Genomic DNA, 19,767 nt, shown 5'->3' on the forward strand with positions numbered 1-19,767 from the left:
TATATCCACGTGTACATATCGAAATAGATGAAAAAACTTCTCCCTCTTTTACTGTTTGCCGCCTGCCCTACGGCCTTCGCACAATCACAGCAGGCGGATTCTACCCAGGTCTTGTCGGCCCGTACCTTCCAGTTAGGAGAAGTAACCATATCGGGCATCTCCGGCAAAGACAGCAGCTCTATCCTCTCCTATCAGCGGATCGAAAAATTTAACCGGAACGATCTTTCCAATGCGCTCAACATATTGCCGGGTGTCAGCATCGCCAACGTCGGGCCCCGTAGCGAATCCGTTGTTTATGTGCGCGGTTTTGACCTTCGCCAAGTGCCGGTTTTCATTGACGGCGTACCGGTTTATGTTCCCTATGACGGTTACGTGGACATGGGGCGTTTCACTACTTTCGACCTGGCCGAAATCAATGTTTCCAAAGGATTTGCTTCTATCTTATATGGGGCCAATACCATGGGCGGGGCCATTAACCTGGTATCCCGCAAGCCGGTGAACAAATTTGAAATTAACGGCCGTGCCGGTATTTACAGCGGGGATGGTTACCGATGGAATGTGAATGCGGGTTCCCGGTTCGGCAAATTCTTTTACCAGGCGGGTGCCTCCCAGCTGAAACAAAAGTCTTTTCCTTTGTCAGCAGATTTCAGACCAAGGAAATACCAGCAAACGGAAGACCGTGAGAATGCATACCGTGACGATCTGAAGTTCAGTGCGAAAGCAGGATTTACCCCCAATGCAACAGATGAATATGTCATCGGGTATGTCAATCAAAAAGGAGAAAAAGGGAATCCGCCTTATGTGGGTGACGACTCCAAAATTACTACCCGTTTCTGGAAATGGCCAAAATGGAATAAACAGAGCTTGTACTTTATCTCCAATACGGCCCTGGGAGAAAGAAACAAAGTTAAAACCAGGTTATACTATGATACCTTCGTAAACCAGCTTTTTAGCTACGACGATACCACCTACACCAAGCAAACGAAGGGTTACGCTTTTCGGAGTTTTTATGACGACTACACCCTTGGCGGAAATGCGGAGTATGAGTCAAAAGCTTTAACAAATAATATTTTCCGGGTGAACGTCCAGTATAAGCGGGACATTCACCGTGAACATGACCTGGGCGAACCCGTCCAGTCTTATGTGGATAACACCCTTTCTCTAGGTTTGGAAAACACGTACCAGATCACCCCTTCCCTGGCCGTTATCCCGGGCGTGAGTTACAATATGCGGAACAGTGAAAAGGCACAGGAATACAATGCGACAACAAAGGAAATATCGAATTTTGCTGACAGTAAAAACAATGCGGTCAATGTCCAGGCCGGCATTTTCTGGGATATTAGTACCAGTCATTCATTACGGGGGTCTGTTGCCCGAAAAACGCGCTTTGCAACCATCAAGGACCGTTATTCTTACCGTATGGGCCAAGCCATCCCCAATCCCGACCTGGGAGCTGAAGTGGCCGTCAATTATGACCTGAATTATACCGGAAAACTTGCCGGAAAGGCCAATATCCAGGCCAGCGTATTCAAAAGTGATATTAATGATATCATCCAGCAGGTCGATAACGTACAACCGGGAAGATTCCAGCTACAGAACGCGGGAAAAGCACATTTCTATGGCGCAGAGGCAGGTCTGGATTACCAGATTACGGAAGGCCTTAAAATCGGCTCCAATTATTCGTATATCAAAAGGAAGAATAAAACCAATCCCGCCATTCTTTTCACCAATGTACCGGAACATAAAATTTTCGCTTTCGCCGATTATTCCTTCCTGAAACGTGCCAGCATCATGGCAAGTCTGGAACACAACAGCGATCGTTACAGCACGAGTTACGGAACAAAAGCAAAGGCTTACACACTCGTTAATGCCAAAGCCAGCGTAAAAATTTATAAATTTATCTCAGCGGAAGCAGGCCTCAATAATATCTTTGATACCAACTACACGCTGGTGGAAGGGTTTCCCGAAGCCGGACGCAACTTTTTCATAAACCTGGTTTTTAATCACTTTTAAAGAAGCGGTACTTCGATGAAAAAAGGTTTCAGAACTCTCTTCAGGAAGCACTCAGGCTGGCTGGCTGGCAGCCTGAGTGCTTCCTTTTTTTTGTTTTGCAGCCTTACCCAACCCTTCGAAGAAAAACAGGCAGAACCGTACCCTTTACAGTATCCTGCCAATTTCGGCTCAAGGTTCACCATTCCGGCAGGCAATCCGCTTACCCGTGAAGGTGTATACCTGGGCAGGCTTCTTTTTTACGAAAAAAAACTATCAGCCGGTAACAAGCTTTCCTGTGAAAGTTGCCACCTGCAAAAGCTGGCATTTACGGATGGAAAAGCTTTTAGTACGGGAATTGACAACACGCTTACGGCAAGAAGTGCGATGTCACTGGCCAATTTGCTGTGGGTACGCAATTTCTTCTGGGATGGACGCTCGCCGGGCCTGGAAGAACAGGCCGCTATTCCGCTGACAGACGTTCATGAAATGGGCCAGCCGCTGAGCGAATCTGTCAGAAAATTAAGTACCACCGCTCCCTATCCTGCGTTGTTCAACAGCGCTTTCGGGACCGGAATCATTACGGAAGATCGGATACTGAAAGCACTTGCGCAGTTTGAAAGGACGCTGATCTCGGCTGGCTCGGATTACGACAAATATCTGGAAGGTACCTACACTCCCACCGCACAGCAACTGAGAGGTCTGCAGCTTTTTGAAAACGGACCTGATCCTTCCAGGAATGTCAGAGGTGCCAATTGCGGACACTGCCATGGCGGCCCCAAAACTTTCAAGGAATTGTTCCACAATAACGGACTGGATAGCCTGCCACGCGACATAGGCCGGGAAAAATTCACCGGGCAGCCTGCTGACCGGGCCAGGTTCCGCGTACCGACTTTACGAAATATTATGCTTACGGCCCCGTATATGCACGACGGGCGGTTCACTACCATTGAACAAGTCCTGGACCACTACAGTGAGCATGTTCAGCAGAGTGCAACACTCAGCAGTTTTTTACAGGACATATCCAATGATGCCGGAGGCAAAACCCTGGCTTTGGCACAAAACGAAAAAAAAGATATTATTGCGTTCCTGTCCATGCTGACGGATTCAGCTTTCATTACCAACCCGGCATTTTCCAACCCTCATCCTATTTTAAAACCTCAGTAACATGTCTCGCATAAAAGTATTTCTGCCCTCCAAAGTGCTGACCGTTCTCTCGGTCATTTGTCTGTCACTGCCTGCCCTTGCGCAACAAAAAACAATCCTTACGCTAACCGGTGAAGTGGCTTTAACGCTGAATCTGACGGTCCAGGACCTGGCCGGGTACTCTCAGGTAACCCAGAAAGTGAAGGACCGAGATGGTAAAGAACATGATTTTAAAGGAGTTGCGCTGATTCAGTTGCTACAAAAAGCGGGAGTCACCACCGGGAGTAAATTACGTGGCGAGAACCTTACCAAATACCTGCTGATTTCGGCGGCAGACGGCTACGAAGTGTTGTACGCATTGGCCGAAGCAGATCCCGAGTTCACCGATGAAGGAATACTGCTTGCCACTGAGAAGGATGGAAAACCACTTCCTAACGGGGAAGGACCATTCAGAATCATAGCGCCCCATGATAAAAAACCGGCAAGGTGGATCCGTGAAGTACGTTCTATTAAAGTAGTTTTTGCAAAAAACTAAGGTAGATGCTGTACTGCGAGTACCTGAATTTAAAAAGCTGCCTGGAATAATGACATAAAATAATCCAGGTTGCGGATATGTCCGCGCCTTTTATTCAAATAATGGCTTACTTTACAGCTTACCTAACCCCCTTAATCATCTCTTGCAAAAATGGAAAACAGAAGAGATTTCCTAAAAAAGGCTTCCATATTTACCAGTGCACTTGGCTTGGCAGGCGTGATACCCGATTCCATACAGCGGGCGTTTGCCATCGATCCCGACAAGGGAACTACTTATCTGGATGCCGAACATATTGTTTTTCTGATGCAGGAAAACCGGTCGTTTGACCATGCGCTCGGTACCCTCAAAGGAGTACGCGGCTACAACGATCCCCGGGCCATCAGGTTACCCAATCAATATCCCGTCTGGCTCCAAAGCAACAAAAAAGGTGAAACCTATGCGCCCTTCCGGTTCAATATCAAAGACACCAAAGCTACCTGGATGAGCGACCTCCCCCATGGCTGGCCAGATCAGGTGGATTCCCTCAACAGGGGTAACATGAATGGCTGGCTGGATGCCAAGAGATCCAAGATCAGGGAATATTCCGACATGCCGCTTACAATGGGATACTATACCCGTGAGGACATCCCTTTTTACTATAACCTGGCAGATAGTTTCACGGTCTGCGATTATAATTTCTGTTCCTCACTGACGGGCACAAGCCCTAACCGCTGTTTTTTCTGGACGGGCAAAATCAGGGAAGAGCAGAATGAAAGTTCGCGTCCGCACATTGCCAATGCAGATATCGACGGTTCAGAGCGTTTGTCGTGGAGTACCTTTCCGGAAAGACTTTCCAAACATGGGGTCGACTGGCGCATTTATCAGAACGAACTAAGCGTCGGAGTAGGGTTTGAAGGGGAAGAGGGCCGCTGGCTTTCCAATTTCACGGATAACGACATGGAATTTTTCAAACAATACCATGTAAAACGTCATCCTGAACATTTGCCCCACCTCAGAAAAGCCAAGGCTGCATTTGAGAAACAACTGCTGGAAAAACCGGATCCAAAAATCCAGGAAAAACTGCATCTTACGATCAAAGAAATTGCCTTTCTGGAAGTCAATACCCTTGACAAGCTAACACCAGAGCAGCGGGACCTCCATCAAAGGGCTTTTACCGTCAACCGCAACGATCCCGATTACCACAGCCTGGAAACCATTACCTATGATGACAACGGTACCCAACGCTCTGCTCTGATCCCCAAAGGAGATGTTTTACACCAGTTCAGGGCCGATGTGAACGCCGGAAAGCTGCCGACGGTATCCTGGCTGGTGGCACCTTCCAATTTCTCCGACCACGCGGGCACGCCCTGGTATGGTGCATGGTATCTTTCGGAAGCCATTGATATTTTAACCAAAAATCCGGAAGTATGGAAGAAAACGATCTTTATCCTGACCTACGACGAGAATGATGGTTATTTTGATCATGTGCCTCCATTTGGAGTTCCCAACCCCAAGGATGCCTCAACAGGTATGGTTTCAAAATCGCTGGATATTTCCTCGGAATATGTGGTGAAAGGACAAACGGCCCGGGAGAGTTCTGTCGGGTTGGGCTTCAGAGTTCCAATGATGGTAGTATCTCCCTGGTCGCGAGGGGGATATGTCAATTCACAGGTTTTTGACCATACCTCGTCCATCCAGTTTTTGGAACATTTTCTGAGCCATAAAACCGGCAGTAAGATTCACGAAGATAACATATCGTCCTGGCGCAGAAGCGTATGCGGCGACCTCACTTCAGTGTTCAGGCCTTATAACGGAGAAAAAGTAACACACCCCAAAGCCATTGACCGTGTACCTTTTATAGAAGGAATACACAAGGCAAAATTTGCCAGGGTACCTGATAATTTCAACCGGCTCGATCAGGATATGATCAAAGCTGTCATGGATAATTCGGATACCAGCTTTTTGCCCAGACAAGAAAAGGGTATCAAACCCGCCAACCCGATACCGTATGAAGCCTACGCACACGCCGGGTCGGGCGACGATAAACTATTTAATATAAATTTTGAAGCTGGAAATCAGTTTTTTGGCAAATCCGCCAGCGGCATTGTCTTTAATGTATATGCCTCCGCAGGCAGAACCTGGGCCTTTACCGTTGCGGCGGGAGACAACTTTTCGTATTCCTGGCCGCTCGACAGCTTTGAGAGCCAGCAGTATGATCTGAAAGTATACAGTGTAAACGGATTTTACCGACATTATACCGGTAATGCCAAGGACCCTAAAATACAGGTTCAGCTATTATACCACCCCGAAAAAAATCGCGGCCAAAAGCCGGGTGGTAATGTATACGTACATATCAAACGGATATCGGGTAATGAAACCCTGAAATTCGGTCTGACGGATAATGCCTACGGCAGCAAGCCGGTGGAAGGGGTACTTCCTGCAAAAGTACAGGAAGTGTTAATTCCACTTAACCTGAAACGCAGTCACAGCTGGTATGACTTCACTCTGGTGACAGAAGGTAACGCCGCTTTTCGCCAACAATACGCTGGTCATGTGGAACAGGCAAAAGAAAGTTTTACGGATCCGCTGATGGGGGGTGTTTTGTAGATGGAGGAAGGAGGAGGGGGACAAATGGGAGGAAGGGGTTGGGCGTCGTCTCCAGACGACGTCCGAGTGACATCGGTCTCCAGACCGGTGGATGTTTTCCTAGCGTCGTCCGTAATTCCAGCTCAGACCGCCGCGCCATCCCAGCCAGCCTTGCACCTGGTGCCCGGTATTGAAATGAAAAAATCCCTTATCAGAAAAAGACTGGTACCCGGCTCGAAATTCCTTTTGCTCCGATTGAAAAACGGAAAAAGACGGCCCGCCAATTAATGACAGCCGCTTTGCAAGCTTCAGATTAAGCCCTGTATGTAACTGATAGATGGCGGCACACTTATCCCAGTCGCCCAAATAACCTTTCTGAAAAGTAATTTCTGTATTCAGACGTAGTGTTGAACTCAGGGCAGATTCATGACCTAAGCCCAAACCGAAGAGAAAGGCTTTTTTTGTACGGTCCATGGAAGCACCCATATTAAAGATATTGTACAATTTTTTATTTCCTGTTTTCCAGGCAACATTCCATGGCACCATTTCGCTGGCAAAAACAGCGATGGCACCACTTCCTTTTTTTACAATATTCAGCAAGCCTACACTGTACCCGGAAGAACTATCGGCCAGATTAACCAAAGCTACCTGAACGCCCCTCAGATTTTTGGCATAATTAAACAAAAAAGCCAATTGTACTCCTCGGACCGTACCTCCGCTCACATTACCCAATCCGCTCAGTTGTGTCCCGCTAGCATTTCCTTGTGTTACGTTACTGATCCCCGCAATTTGAACGCCCTTCATATTTCCCGACACAATATTGAACATGTTGGCCATCTGCAGATACCTCACATCCTTACGGGAAATATTAAAAAGTCCCGATAGCTCCACCCCGTTCACGCCGGCAGTATAACTGCCATAGACGTTCAGAGAAACCTTGTTGGTAATTTGTGATGCCATTTTTCCATGCGTGCTCAAACCCGGCGTAAGGCCTACCTGAAAAGGAGAGGTAACAAAAAAGCGGGTAATATTCCGACTTTGCGCTCTGAGGCGCGAAGAAACCAATAATCTCGCAAGCCAGAATCTACTGTCACTTCCATTTGTGATGGTCAGTGTATCCAGGTCTATCGACTTCTGATGAATGCTGATTTTCATCCCCGCATCAGTTTCGGAATGCAGTACTACGGAAGTATCAGCATACCCAATCTTACTGATTGTGAGAGTGACTGGAAACTGATGATGACGCAAGCGAAGTTTAAAGGAACCGTCCGCGTCGGTCAGTGCGGAAATCAAATGCTCCCTGGAATAAACACTGGCATAATCCACGGCTTCCTGCGTTTCACCATCCACCACAACCCCGCTGATGTAAGCATATCTCTCCGGCGGAGCCTTTTGGATTATAATATAGTTCCCGGTATCCTTGTAAAGGTATTTTCCCAAAAGCAGCCTGTCCAGCACCTGCCGCACCTGTGCCGACATGGAAATACTCACGACGCTGTCACCGGGGATAATGTCACTATTATACGAAAAAGCAAACTGCCCCTGCTGCCCGATCAATTTTAAAACCTCTGCCACCGGCTTAGCTTTAACGGAAACAGTAATGCGCTTGTCGAGCAGTTTTTGTGCGTGGCAATCCGGTACGCAAAAAAAGCAGGTTATCAAAATCATTGCCCAGAGGATAACGCTGACCGGGCTCGACTTACAATACATGTGGCCAGCATTGCACAACGTTAAAATTTCTGTTTGGCGTACAAGGCGCTTCGCACATCAGATTTCCATGAATGTTCATCAGAGCATTAATATTATTGGATTCACGACAGGTCAATGACAATACAGATTCTGATTACCCCTATGGGAATAAAAATTACTTTTAATGTGATGATTTAGTGCCATAAGTTCAAAATGAATCAAAGAATGTCCGATCCGAGCTAATTTTCATAGTACTTTAACCCGACCTTTGACGGCTTATAAAAGTACTTTAACAATTACCAAACTCAACCATTTATGAAAAAAATCGCATCACTCACCGCCATTTTATCCATTTGTATTATACTCGGCATAGTGGCGTGTAATGACAAAAAGGATGACCCCATACCCGAGCCTGAGGAATTTACGGTAACCAATTTTGCCGACCAGCTACGTGCACCGATTGGATTTACGCTCGACAATAATAACCGCTTATGGGTTACCGAGGCGGGTACCGGCCAGAACGACGGCAGTATTGTAATGATTACCCCAGAAGGCGTCAAAACTACGGTTGCTACCGGCTTCCCGTCGGTAGTCTCAAACGGTTCCATCGAAGGGATGAGCCATCCGCTTTACAAGGATGGGAAACTCTACGTGCTCCACGGTATCAGCGGTATGTTGTACACTGCGGATGTATCCTCCTTCCAACCAGGAAACACTCCTTTGAACCTGAATACGTTTCAAAAGGAAGATATTGGTACATATGTAAGAAGCCAGAATCTTACCAATCCGCTCAATTCTAATATATTCGATCTGCTGTTCGGAGCCGACGGGCACTTGTACATCGCAGATGCAGGCGCCAATGCATTGATCAGGCGGGATAAATCCAACGGAGCATTGAGTGTATTTGCACGTATTCCGGATCTGGCAACGGGTGTAGAAGCGGTTCCTACCGGAGTTGTTTTCGACGGAGAACGCTTCCTTGTTTCCGTTCTGGGAGGATTTCCCTTTACACCAGGCAACGCCAAAATCTTCCAGATCAGTACCAGCGGAACCGTAAGTGAATATAAGGGTGGTTTTACTAACCTGTCACATCTCACCTTGTCCAAAAACAACAAGCCCATCGTATTACAACTGGGTAATTTTGGTGCAGGTTTTGAGGCATCCACAGGCAGGGTACTCAATGAAGACGGAGATGTTTTATTATCCGGCCTTACCATGCCGACAGATATCGTTCGCAGTGCCGACAGGGAGTTTTACCTGTTAAGTTATGCACAGGGTACTATCAAAAAACTGAAATACTAACCTGCCATAATACCCTGGTTTTGATTTTCACAATACCCTGAACAGCCATATTGCCATCTGGTTAGGACAAACGCATCCGATGTTACCGGGGAACCAGACATGCCTGGCTTCCTCCGGTAACATCATCAACTTACTCCAAAAATAGCATTCCGAGCTTATTGCTTACTCCTGTTGGTCCGTTGGACCCAGTTCCAAGACTGTGCTGATGTATCATCGGTTGTTTCCGAAAACACAAGCCCCCTTGCTTCAAGATTTCGTTCCTTCTAAGAATAACCAAACTACCACGAAGGAAGCCAGATACTGCTTTAACCAGGCAGACTACCTGCTGGCAGCTTCCGTTTTAAATCCAACTTTTAAAAGAAGGCACAGGTATGCGATCCGCGTTTCAATATTTCATACTGATGCCTGTCCAGACACTTGGCCTAATCCAGTAGTTTTACTTTCGTTAAATACAGCGATGAAAACGGGATATAGGACCTTTGGGATGAACTTCAAGTACCATGTAATTATTATTTAAAAAAAGTCTAAATAAATTTTGATGCATAAGCATTGCGTTTTACATTTGCATCATCATCAAATATTACAAATCAGAGTTACTCACAAATCACTTTTTCTTCCAGTGCATCTGCTTACTGCAAGTCAATCAAGCAGGTTCCATGGACGAATGATTGTTCCTGGAAGAGAATACCATTTGGGGTTAGGTGACATCGGCTCCGGATCTTCAATCCAGACCGAAATACAACTAAATATCCAATCCTTATGAACGATCATTTTACCGCCGATTTCTCTGCTGAAAAAGATGGCGTATATAGACTAACGATCAGCAAGTCAGCCAGGGAATTAGGCGGAACAAATGCTTACCAGTTTTAATGCGGGCGCGATTGTGAAAGTGGGCAAATAATGAATATTAAATATTTGACGATAAACAAATGACAGGTATCCGAGCCATACCTCTGCTGATAAAACTACGCGAATCCATTCCTGTTTCTTACTTCTTAATTTACACAAAAATGAAACGATTATACTTTTTTACGATGATCATTTTGGCTGTCCTCACAGGTGCATATGCCCAAAACGGGAGCATAAAAGGCCAGATTTTAACCTCCGACGGACAGCCCGCTGAGTTCGTAACTGTCGGTGTGAAGGAGCTGCAGATTGGCACAATCACCGACAGCAAGGGTAACTTCCGGATCAAAAAATTACCGTTTGGAAACCATACGCTTTACGTACAGTTGGTCGGCTACGGTGCCATCGAACAGGCCGTCGAAGTGAAAGGTGAAACTACAGTGCCAGCCATTTCGCTCAAAGAAAATGCCCAGGTTTTACAGGAGGTTCTGATCAAAGGCAACACCAACCGGTTTGCGCAGAAGGAATCCGAACACATCGCACGTCTGCCGCTCAAAAACATCGAGAACCCGCAGGTGTATAATGTGGTGTCAAAAGAGATCATGCAAGAGCAGATTGTGACGGATTACAAAAGCGCTTTCAAAAATATTCCCGGTGCTAACTCGGGTATTGCTCATTCCAGCAACGGCCGTTACATGAACGTCACCCGCGGATTCAATCTTGGGAACGCCGCCCGAAACGGTATCGGCACCTCGTCCGTAGCAGAAATAGATCCGGCAAACCTGGAAAGGATCGAGGCCATCAAAGGGCCGTCGGGAACGCTCTACGGCGCGAGCCTGTCCACTTTCGGCGGGCTTTACAATAGGGTGACCAAAAAACCTTTTGAAACATTCAAAGGCAATGCTTCCTTCACAACCGGCAGCTGGGACCTGAACCGATTTACTGCCGACATCAATACGCCGCTGAACGAAGAAAAAACGGTGCTTTTTAGACTCAACACGGCACTACACAGCGAAAAGAGCTTTCAGGACGCCGGTTTTTCCAAAACGTATCTGGTCGCACCCACCGTTTCGATCAAGGTAAATGACCGTCTTTCCGTGCTTTTCGATGTTGAATTGTATGGTAGAAAAGGTACAAACATTTATGGCAACACGATCGCGTCAACGAAGGTGACTGCGTCGAGTATGGACCAGCTCAAAATCGGTTACAAGCAGTCGTTCACCAACAACTCGATCATCGCTTCAACCCGCACCCAGAACATCTATTCACAGGTGAACTACAAAATGAGCAGTCAATGGACTTCGCAGACCAATTTCGGTACAAGCCTCGTTGAATTTGAGTTCCCGGCCATGACGCTGAACACCATTACAGACAGCACCGTAACCCGCAACATCTGGGATCAGTTTACCCGCCAGGTGGCCACCCAGATTCAGCAGAACTTCATTGGTGATTTCAAGATTGGCCGGATGAGAAACCGTGTTGTGGCGGGTATCGATTACAGCTCGGTCAACTTCGACTTCCCTAATACCCGTGGCGCGGTATACGACACCGTCAATTTTATCAAACCGGGCAAGCGGTACGCGGCCATCAGTATCAATGAGATCAAAAACAAAGTGGCAACGGTGACGACAAACAGCGGAAGCACGGGCAAATACAATTACCTAGGCGCCTACGTGTCGGATGTTTTTAACCTGACCGAAAACCTGAACGTAATGCTCAGCCTTCGGCTTGACCGGTTTGACAATAAGGGCTCATACAGCTACACAACGAACGCCACAACGGGTATCTACAAACAGACGGCATTGTCCCCAAAATTCGGGCTGGTGTATCAGCCTGTCAAAGAAAAGGTTGCCGTTTTTGCCAACTATATGAATGGTTATCAGTTTGTAGCACCCGTGAATCAGCCCGACGGCAGCGTCTCCAATTTCAAACCGCAGTTTGCAAATCAGTTGGAAGGCGGCGTGAAGCTGGATGTACTTGAAAACAAAATCAGCACCACGATCAGCTACTATGACATCAAAGTGATCAATCAGGTGCGGACAGATATGGAACGTGCGCCGGTGAACGGAAACCGTTTCTCGGTTCAGGACGGCAACCAGACCAGCAAGGGACTTGACTTTGAACTGATTGCCAATCCGATCAATGGATTAAACGTCGTGGCCGGATATGCATATAATGTATCCAAACTGGTGAAAGCGAATGAAAATGTGAACGGTCGCCGCCCAACCAACTCGGGTGCCAAAAATACGGCCAACGTGTGGGCCAGCTACCGGGTCACTTCCGGCAGTATCAAAGGATTTGGACTTGGTGCAGGTGTGAACCACAGCGGTGAGCAATTCGTGATCAACAATACCACCCGTGAATTTACAGTGCCCGCTTACACCGTATTGGACGCAACCGTTTTTTATGATCAGCCAGGGTACCGGTTGGGAATTAAACTGGACAACATCAACAACGAAATGTACTGGAACACGTATCTGCAGCCGCAAACGCCAAGGAGAGTATCGGCGAGTTTAACAGTTAAATTCTAGGGAAAAATCTGATAACAAACTTTCAACAATATGTTATGACTGCCAAAAAAATCATTGGCCTTCTGCACCTCTGGCTCGGACTAACGTCCGGGCTGGTCGTATTTATACTGGGCCTCACCGGTTGCATTTACGTTTTTGAGGATGAGATCAGGGAAATTGTATACCACGACAGGCTTTATGTCCAGGCAGAAAATACGCCCAGGCTCCCGGTGAGTATTTTACTCTCAAATGCGCAGCAACACCTCGGCAAAGGCTACCCGATCACGAACTATCAGATTTCCAATGCCCCCTCTGCAACCGCCCGCTTTATGGCTTACAAAAGCAACGAGGAGGCGATAAGCTATTTTGGTATCCATGAGTACGCGTACAATGTCTACCTCAATCCTTACAGCGGGAAGGTCGTTCATATCGAGGACAACAAATTCGAGTTTTTTACCCTTGTGCTCTACCTCCATTATGACCTTTTTTTGGGTAAAATCGGCAAACAAATCGTGGGATGGAGCACCGTAATCTTTATCGTGCTGCTTATTTCGGGCCTGGTGTTATGGTGGCCCAAAAACAAGGCAGCCGCCAAACAGCGGTACTGGTTTCAATGGAAAGATTCCACAAAGTGGAAACGTAAGAACTACGATCTCCACAACATCGTCGGGTTTTATTTCATGTCTGTAACGCTGATCATCGCACTCACGGGCCTGGTTTGGGCGTTTAAATGGTTCAACGAGACAGTACAGCTCGTTACAAATGCCGGACGGCCATCAAAAAAACTCGAAGCCGTTTTCTCCGACTCTGCTGCTTTTCAACCCGTCAAAGCCATTGATAAAATATATGCGGACATTCACCGCAGCGTGCCCGGGGCGAAGTCATACTCATTTGTAGTTCCTAAACAAAAGGGCGGCGCTTTCATCGCAAACGCACTCTTCGAAGGAACAGACCGGTTCAGGTTTACCACCAAGCAATACGACCAGTATTCCGGAAAGGTACTTCGTAAACGCGGGTTTGCCGACAAAGACCGTGGCGAAAAGCTCCGGGCAATGAACTACGACATTCACGTAGGAAGCATACTCGGGCTGCCTGGAAAAATCCTTGCATTCCTTGCAAGCCTCACTGCCACGAGTTTGCCCATCACCGGGTTCATTATCTGGTGGGGACGACGGAACAAATCGAAGAAAAAGAACAGCCCGTCAGGGAGAGGTACTGTACAGGGCAAGAAAGCCACAAAACTTCCGGTGGAAAAGACATCTGTCAATACAAAACACCTGGCAGATCAGCCACGGGCACAATAGCACCTGTTTGCCAACAGCCCACTCCATTATAAAAATGACAGACCAGCTATCAAAAAATTACCTTGCCATTGGACCCGCATTGCTTTTCCTTTGCGTTACCAACAGTTAATGAGACCGGGAAATCCACAAGCCTGGCCTCCCCGGTCACATCATGCATTATCTACCTCGTTGGCGGCGGGGTCCGCAGCTCATGGCTTGACCATTTACCGCGTGGATTAACCCCGAAAGCCTTGGTAGATCCCCGTACGCCTTTGTCGCCGCTGTAGTAATAGAGGGGCCAGCCGTGCAGGCAGACTTGTTTTTTGCCATTAACATTGATCGTCGAGAGTCCCTTTAGATTTACAAACCCTCCTCGCTCCATGGTCTGTGTAATCGGGCCCTGAAGTTCATAAATGGGAAAAAGATTTTTTGTATCCGTAGCGGTAAAATTGTTCTTCTCAAAAGAGTCCAGATTGTGCCGGTACAGCGTCCTGCCAAAAGCATCCGTCAAGGTCAGCGTTTCTATATCACCAGGGCCTCTTCCATATTGCCTGCCATCCTCACCAACCGGAACCTGGTATCCGAAAAGCAGGTTGTAGTCTGGTTTCGCCACCTGAACGGTTTTGAGATAGCTCCGGTTGTAGCTCACATTCCCTGGTAATTCCGGCACACCCGGGCCGGGATAAGTGTCGGCACCGGCTGAATTACCCAAAGGTGCATAGTGCAGGGGCCACCCTTTGTAGGTGGTAATGTTCTTGCCCGACCTTGTTTTCGTAGTACCAAAATCAGATAGTTTTAAGCTTGCGGGCAAATCTGCGGCCACGAGCTTTTCAAAAAAAGCGGGGTGTTCTACTTCTTCGTAAATCGCCACAGGACTCACATCTCCAGCATCGAAATACAGCGTCCGCCTGTCTTTATCGGCCATGTATACGCCCAAAGTCGGATGGATCAGCAGCTGAATTTTTGTAGTGGCGGCAGTACGCAGGTTGGCATTTTGTGTATCGTTGCTGATGGTACTGCTATCCTGTACCTCGCGATTTTCGCAACCCGTCAGAAATATTGCCGAAGAAAATACCGCGCACAACGCACGGATCATTAGATTTTTCATCTTGATAATTGTTTAGTTTGGATTGATGAATGGCTTGCTTCGAGAAGTTTACGTAGGAAAGTCCTCAACGGTTGCGTGGATATTCAGATATTGTGCTCAACCAACCAACGGGATGCTCGGCGCGCTGCGGGTATGCTTTCCACAAAAAACAGACCCGCACGATCTGCTATCTGTTTCCCATAAGTTTTGATCAATACCCTGCCGCCTGGCCGTCCTTTCTCATTTCAGAAGCTCCGTGGTATACCCGCCGGGTACTGTCCTGCATAATGGCCTGGTATCCCCCGAAAAAATCCTTATCGATAAGATGGTGTCCCCGGCTTTGCAGCTCACTTCTGGCTTCTGCGGATATCCCGCTTTCCAACGCAACGTGCCCCCCGTCGGTCATTCGGGTACCTGTTGGCTCACTGCTTCCCGAATGGCTGAAACGGGCAGCATCCCCTGCTTCCTGCACGTTCATCCCAAAATCAATGATGTTACAAAGTATCTGTAAATGCCCCTGAGGCTGCATGGCTCCTCCCATGACGCCAAAACTCAGAAAGGGTCTGTTATTTTTCAGAACAAACCCAGGGATAATGGTATTGAACGGACGCTTTCCGGGAGCGTAAACATTAGCATGCCCCGGTGTCATACTGAAACTCGTACCCCTGTTTTGAAAAACGAATCCAAGCCCGTCGGGTACCATACCACTTCCGAATTCCAGCATATTACTTTGGATCAGCGACACCATATTGCCATCATCATCAGCAACGGTAAGATAGACGGTATCCCCTTCTTTCAGCACCGACTGGCTGGTATCGAACTTTCTCGAAGCCTGTTTCGGGTCGATGAGCCGCCGCCTTTCGGATGCATATTCTTTTGATAACAGCCGGGCTAAAGGTATCCTTGCAAACTCAGGATCTGCATAATAACGCGCCCGGTCTTCAAACGCGAGTTTTTTTGCTTCAATCAGCAGGTGCAGATATTCCGCACTGTTATGTTTCATTTTTTGAAGGTCATATCCCTCCACAATATTCAGCACCTGAAGTACAGCAATCCCCTGTCCGTTCGGTGGCAGTTCATACACGTCATAACCCCTGTAATTCACCGAAACCGGGTCCACCCACGTACTTTTATGGGCAATGAGGTCTGCCTTACGTAAAGGTATCCCAGTCCTTCGCGCATAGCTGTCAATCCGGTCTGCTATCTCTCCTTTGTAAAAAGCATCACGTCCGCTTTTTGCAATTCTTTCGTAAGTATTGGCCAGGTCCGGATTCCTGAAAATATCTCCTTCTCCGGGTGCTGCTCCATTGATCAGGAATGTATTTCTAAAGTTTTCAAACTCGCCAATCACCGGCTGTTGTTCCCTGAGCCGGTTGTATGCATGGTTCCATGAGAAAGCGATCACCTCCGGCACGGGCGCGCCCTCCCTTGCATATTTTATTCCCGGAGAAAGTATCTCAGCCATTCTGAGTTTTCCGAAACGTTTGTGCAATTCGAACCAGCCGTCCACAGTACCCGGAACAGAAATGGAAAGAGGCCCATACAGCGGAATCTGTGAGTTCCCTTTCAGCAACTCCCTCAGTTTTTCATAACTCTGCCCTTCAGCAGATCTCCCGCTGGCATTTAACCCATACAATTTCTTGTCCCGGGCCGACCAGACGATGGCAAATAAATCACCGCCGATCCCCGAATTATTCGGCTCCAAAACCCCTAACACGGCATTGGCCGCAATGGCAGCGTCTACTGCCGAACCACCCTTTTTCAGTATGTCCAGCCCCGCCTGCGTGGCCAGCGGATGACTTGTTGCCACCATACCCCTGGCTGCCAGAACCGGGCTTCTTGACTCAACATTAGAACCACTGATACGGTCTCCCCTCCCTGTCTGCCCCTGCGCTACACTGTAACTTATCAGTACCAACAGGAGCCCGGCAAAGGCAGATAAATAGCTGTTTTTCATTTCTACGAATTTCATTTACTTACTGACCTTCAAAGGCAAGGACAGACGAATGTTCAATATACCTCCATGCAGCATAAAATTTCTGAATAATTTTCTGGTTAACAGCTTAACAGGTACCTCAAATGGAACCGGGCAAGATTAACGTTAGGAGAAGTGGAGAATAAAATTCCTCCACCATGCGGACAGATAATTGCCTGAGCGGTTACGGGAAAGAATACCTGGATGTTCAATACCGGACAATATCCCGTACGGTTCCGAACAAAATCTTCAAAAAAATTATTCTAAATATTTGATTAAAAGACAGTTAAGAAAATGGCACAACAATTGAACAGAGGCTCGGTACCACTTTTCCTATCATCATTATGTTCCGAAATTACCTTAAACTCGCCTGGCGGCATTTGATTAAACAAAAAATGTACACCTTCATTAAGATCGGAGGTTTTGCTATCGGAATTGCGGCATGTTTTCTGATTGCTTTGTTTATCAGCGATGAACTCAGTTATGATCAGGATATTCCTGATAAGGAGCGCATTTTCAGAGTACTCAATGAAGGAGAGTTTGATGGCAAAAGGATCAAATGGGTACACATGTCAGCCCCTTATGCAAAGGTACTTAAGGACGACTATCCCGAAGTAGAAAAGGCAGGCCGGCTTCTGAACAGCGAGTTGTTCGGAGCAGGGCCCAATCAGATCAGAAGTGCCGACAAACTGCAAAATGTATACGAAGAGCGTTTCGCCTATGTGGATCAGGAGCTTCTGGAAATATGGGGCTTAAAAATGATAGCCGGTGACCCTGAACATGCTTTGGACGAGCCCAACAGCCTGGTGATTACCAGGTCCAAAGCCGATAAATTTTTCCCCGGCGAAAATGCCCTGGGCAAGATCATGATCATGAACAATGACTTAACCAAGCCCCGGAAAATTACCGGAGTAATTGAAGATTTCCCACAGAATTTTCACACAAGTTTTGACTTTCTGATGACCATGGCAGGAGTGGTTTTTTATGATGGAGAGCAAACCAACTGGCTGGCCACCAACTACCATACCTATATCCGGATCAGGAAAGGAACCGACATCGCTAAATTCCAGTCGAAACTTACTGCCATTACAAAGAAGTATTTTATCCCCCAGATGAAGGCAACCGGCCAGCAGGTAGATGAAGCCAAAATGATGGCCCAGCTTACCTATGTGTTACAACCCATTTCGGAAATCCATCTGGCCTCCGAGGTTTATGACGGTTTGAGCCATGGGGATATGAGGTTTGTATGGCTTTTTGGAAGTGTGGCTGGTTTTATCCTGATACTGGCCTGTATCAATTTCATCAATCTTTCTACAGCCAAATCGGCCAACAGGGCGGTAGAGGTAGGCCTCCGAAAAACGGTAGGCTCCGAAAGGAGCAGCCTGATCCATCAGTTCCTGACAGAATCCTGGCTCATCAGTTTTATTTCTATTTCATTCGGACTTGTTCTGGCGGCTATATTACTACCCTTCTTCAACACCTTAGCCGACAAATCGCTGATTTTTCCTGCCACTGCCTGGTGGCTGGCCCCTATGCTCCTGATCAGTTCTGTCATTATCGGTGTGCTGGCGGGGCTCTACCCTGCATTTTATTTATCGGGATTCCGGCCTATCAATGTTCTGAAGGGGCAGCTCAGCAAAGGCAGCAAAGGTGCAGGGCTCCGCAGCGGACTTGTGGTTTTTCAGTTCACCACTTCCATTATACTGATCATCGGCACGTTCGTGATTTATCGGCAGGTAAATTATATCCTCAATGCCAAGGTAGGTTTTGATAAAGACCAGGTTATTCTTATTCACGGGACCAACACATTGGATAAAAATATCGGTGTTTTCAAGGATGAGATTAAAAAATTACCGCAGGTTGTAAATGCCACCGTGAGTGATTATCTGCCTATCAGAGGAACCAAACGTAACGGAAACGGCTTCTGGCAATTTGGCAGGACAAAGGAAACGGCTTCGGTACCAGGGCAATTCTGGCTCACGGATTACGACTATATCCAAACACTGGGAATAAAACTCTTGGATGGCCGGAATTTTTCCAGAGACCGCGCCACCGACGCAAATGCTGTGATTATCAGCCAGAAACTTGCAAAGGATCTCAATCTCAAAAATCCGGTTGGCAAACATATAACCAACTGGTCTAACAGTGGCAATGATCTGGAAATTATTGGGGTTGTAGAAAATTTTCACTTCGAATCGCTGAAAGACAACATCCAGGGGCTCTGCATGCAATTAGGTAATAGCCCCGGCATTGTGTCGGTCAAGGTCAATACCTCGGACATGAAGGGTACACTAAGATCCATAACCCGCGTTTGGAATACGCTATCCCCCAATCAACCCATCAGGTACACTTTTATGGACCAGAGCTTTGCGCAGATGTATGGTGACGTAAACCGTATGGGATTGATTTTCAGCAGCTTTTCAGTACTGGCCATTATCGTGGCATGTATGGGATTATTTGCACTCTCGGCATTCATGGTTGAGCAGCGTAGTAAAGAAATCAGCATAAGGAAAGTCCTGGGAGCCTCCGTGCAGAGTATTCTTTCGTTACTTACCCGCAACTTCCTGATGCTTGTTCTGATCTCGGCCATGATAGCGTCACCAATCGGATGGTACCTGATGAAAAAATGGTTACAGGATTATCAATATAAAATAGAAATCACCTGGGATATTTTTGTCCTCGCCGGAATCCTGGCTGCGGCCGTGGCCATTTTAACGATTAGCTATCAGGCCATCAGAGCGGCCCTGGTTGATCCAGCCAAGGGCCTGAAGGGCGAATAGGTGCCTGCCTGGCAAGCCTATTCTGGCACAATGGTGACCCCTCAAACGAAAAAACAGTAG

General features: G+C 47.3%; 11 protein-coding genes. 8 read left to right on the forward strand and 3 right to left on the reverse strand.

The features are described from left to right. The first annotated feature begins 27 nt into the window (after positions 1-27). The 4 genes from KOE27_RS14805 (at position 28) to KOE27_RS14820 (ending at position 6,256) form a co-directional block, all read left to right on the forward strand. On the forward strand, positions 28-2,013 hold the full coding sequence (locus KOE27_RS14805; protein WP_215239635.1) for a TonB-dependent receptor plug domain-containing protein: 1,986 nt from the start codon (positions 28-30) through the stop codon (positions 2,011-2,013). 15 nt (positions 2,014-2,028) lie between these two features. After that, positions 2,029-3,156 (forward strand): cytochrome-c peroxidase, encoded by a 1,128-nt coding sequence (locus KOE27_RS14810; protein WP_215239636.1) that lies wholly within the window; start codon positions 2,029-2,031, stop codon positions 3,154-3,156. A 1-nt stretch (position 3,157) separates the two neighbouring features. Beyond that, the gene (locus KOE27_RS14815) at positions 3,158-3,670 is read left to right on the forward strand and encodes a molybdopterin-dependent oxidoreductase (protein WP_215239637.1); all 513 of its coding nucleotides are present in this window, start codon (positions 3,158-3,160) and stop codon (positions 3,668-3,670) included. A 150-nt stretch (positions 3,671-3,820) separates the two neighbouring features. Continuing rightward, the gene (locus KOE27_RS14820) at positions 3,821-6,256 is read left to right on the forward strand and encodes a phosphocholine-specific phospholipase C (protein ID WP_215239638.1); all 2,436 of its coding nucleotides are present in this window, start codon (positions 3,821-3,823) and stop codon (positions 6,254-6,256) included. Between the two features lie 99 nt (positions 6,257-6,355). Here the strand turns inward: KOE27_RS14820 and KOE27_RS14825 are convergent, their stop codons facing one another. Continuing rightward, the gene (locus tag KOE27_RS14825; protein ID WP_215239639.1) at positions 6,356-7,903 is read right to left on the reverse strand and encodes a carboxypeptidase-like regulatory domain-containing protein; all 1,548 of its coding nucleotides are present in this window, start codon (positions 7,901-7,903) and stop codon (positions 6,356-6,358) included. Between the two features lie 336 nt (positions 7,904-8,239). Between KOE27_RS14825 and KOE27_RS14830 the strand changes: the two genes are divergently transcribed. The 3 genes from KOE27_RS14830 to KOE27_RS14840 all read left to right on the forward strand — a co-directional run bounded on the left by KOE27_RS14830 (position 8,240) and on the right by KOE27_RS14840 (position 13,886). Then, complete coding sequence (locus KOE27_RS14830; RefSeq protein ID WP_215239640.1) at positions 8,240-9,226, forward strand: ScyD/ScyE family protein; 987 nt, start codon at positions 8,240-8,242, stop codon at positions 9,224-9,226. Between the two features lie 1,010 nt (positions 9,227-10,236). Continuing rightward, positions 10,237-12,603 carry a TonB-dependent receptor gene (locus tag KOE27_RS14835; protein ID WP_215239641.1) on the forward strand — a complete coding sequence of 789 codons (2,367 nt, stop codon included), beginning with the start codon at positions 10,237-10,239 and terminating at the stop codon, positions 12,601-12,603. 35 nt (positions 12,604-12,638) lie between these two features. Then, positions 12,639-13,886: a PepSY-associated TM helix domain-containing protein gene (locus KOE27_RS14840; RefSeq protein ID WP_215239642.1), complete on the forward strand. Its 1,248-nt coding sequence runs from the start codon at positions 12,639-12,641 to the stop codon at positions 13,884-13,886. A gap of 160 nt (positions 13,887-14,046) precedes the next feature. Here the strand turns inward: KOE27_RS14840 and KOE27_RS14845 are convergent, their stop codons facing one another. After that, the gene (locus KOE27_RS14845) at positions 14,047-14,973 is read right to left on the reverse strand and encodes a COG4315 family predicted lipoprotein (protein WP_215239643.1); all 927 of its coding nucleotides are present in this window, start codon (positions 14,971-14,973) and stop codon (positions 14,047-14,049) included. A gap of 190 nt (positions 14,974-15,163) precedes the next feature. After that, a complete protein-coding gene (gene ggt, locus KOE27_RS14850) occupies positions 15,164-16,909 on the reverse strand; it encodes a gamma-glutamyltransferase (RefSeq protein WP_215239644.1) in 1,746 nt (581 codons plus the stop codon). A gap of 413 nt (positions 16,910-17,322) precedes the next feature. Here ggt and KOE27_RS14855 point away from each other — a divergent pair, with 413 nt between their 5' ends. Next, complete coding sequence (locus KOE27_RS14855) at positions 17,323-19,707, forward strand: ABC transporter permease (RefSeq protein ID WP_215239645.1); 2,385 nt, start codon at positions 17,323-17,325, stop codon at positions 19,705-19,707. Positions 19,708-19,767: the final 60 nt, after the last annotated feature.

The organism is Dyadobacter sp. CECT 9275 (genome assembly GCF_907164905.1).
GTDB lineage: Bacteria > Bacteroidota > Bacteroidia > Cytophagales > Spirosomataceae > Dyadobacter > Dyadobacter helix.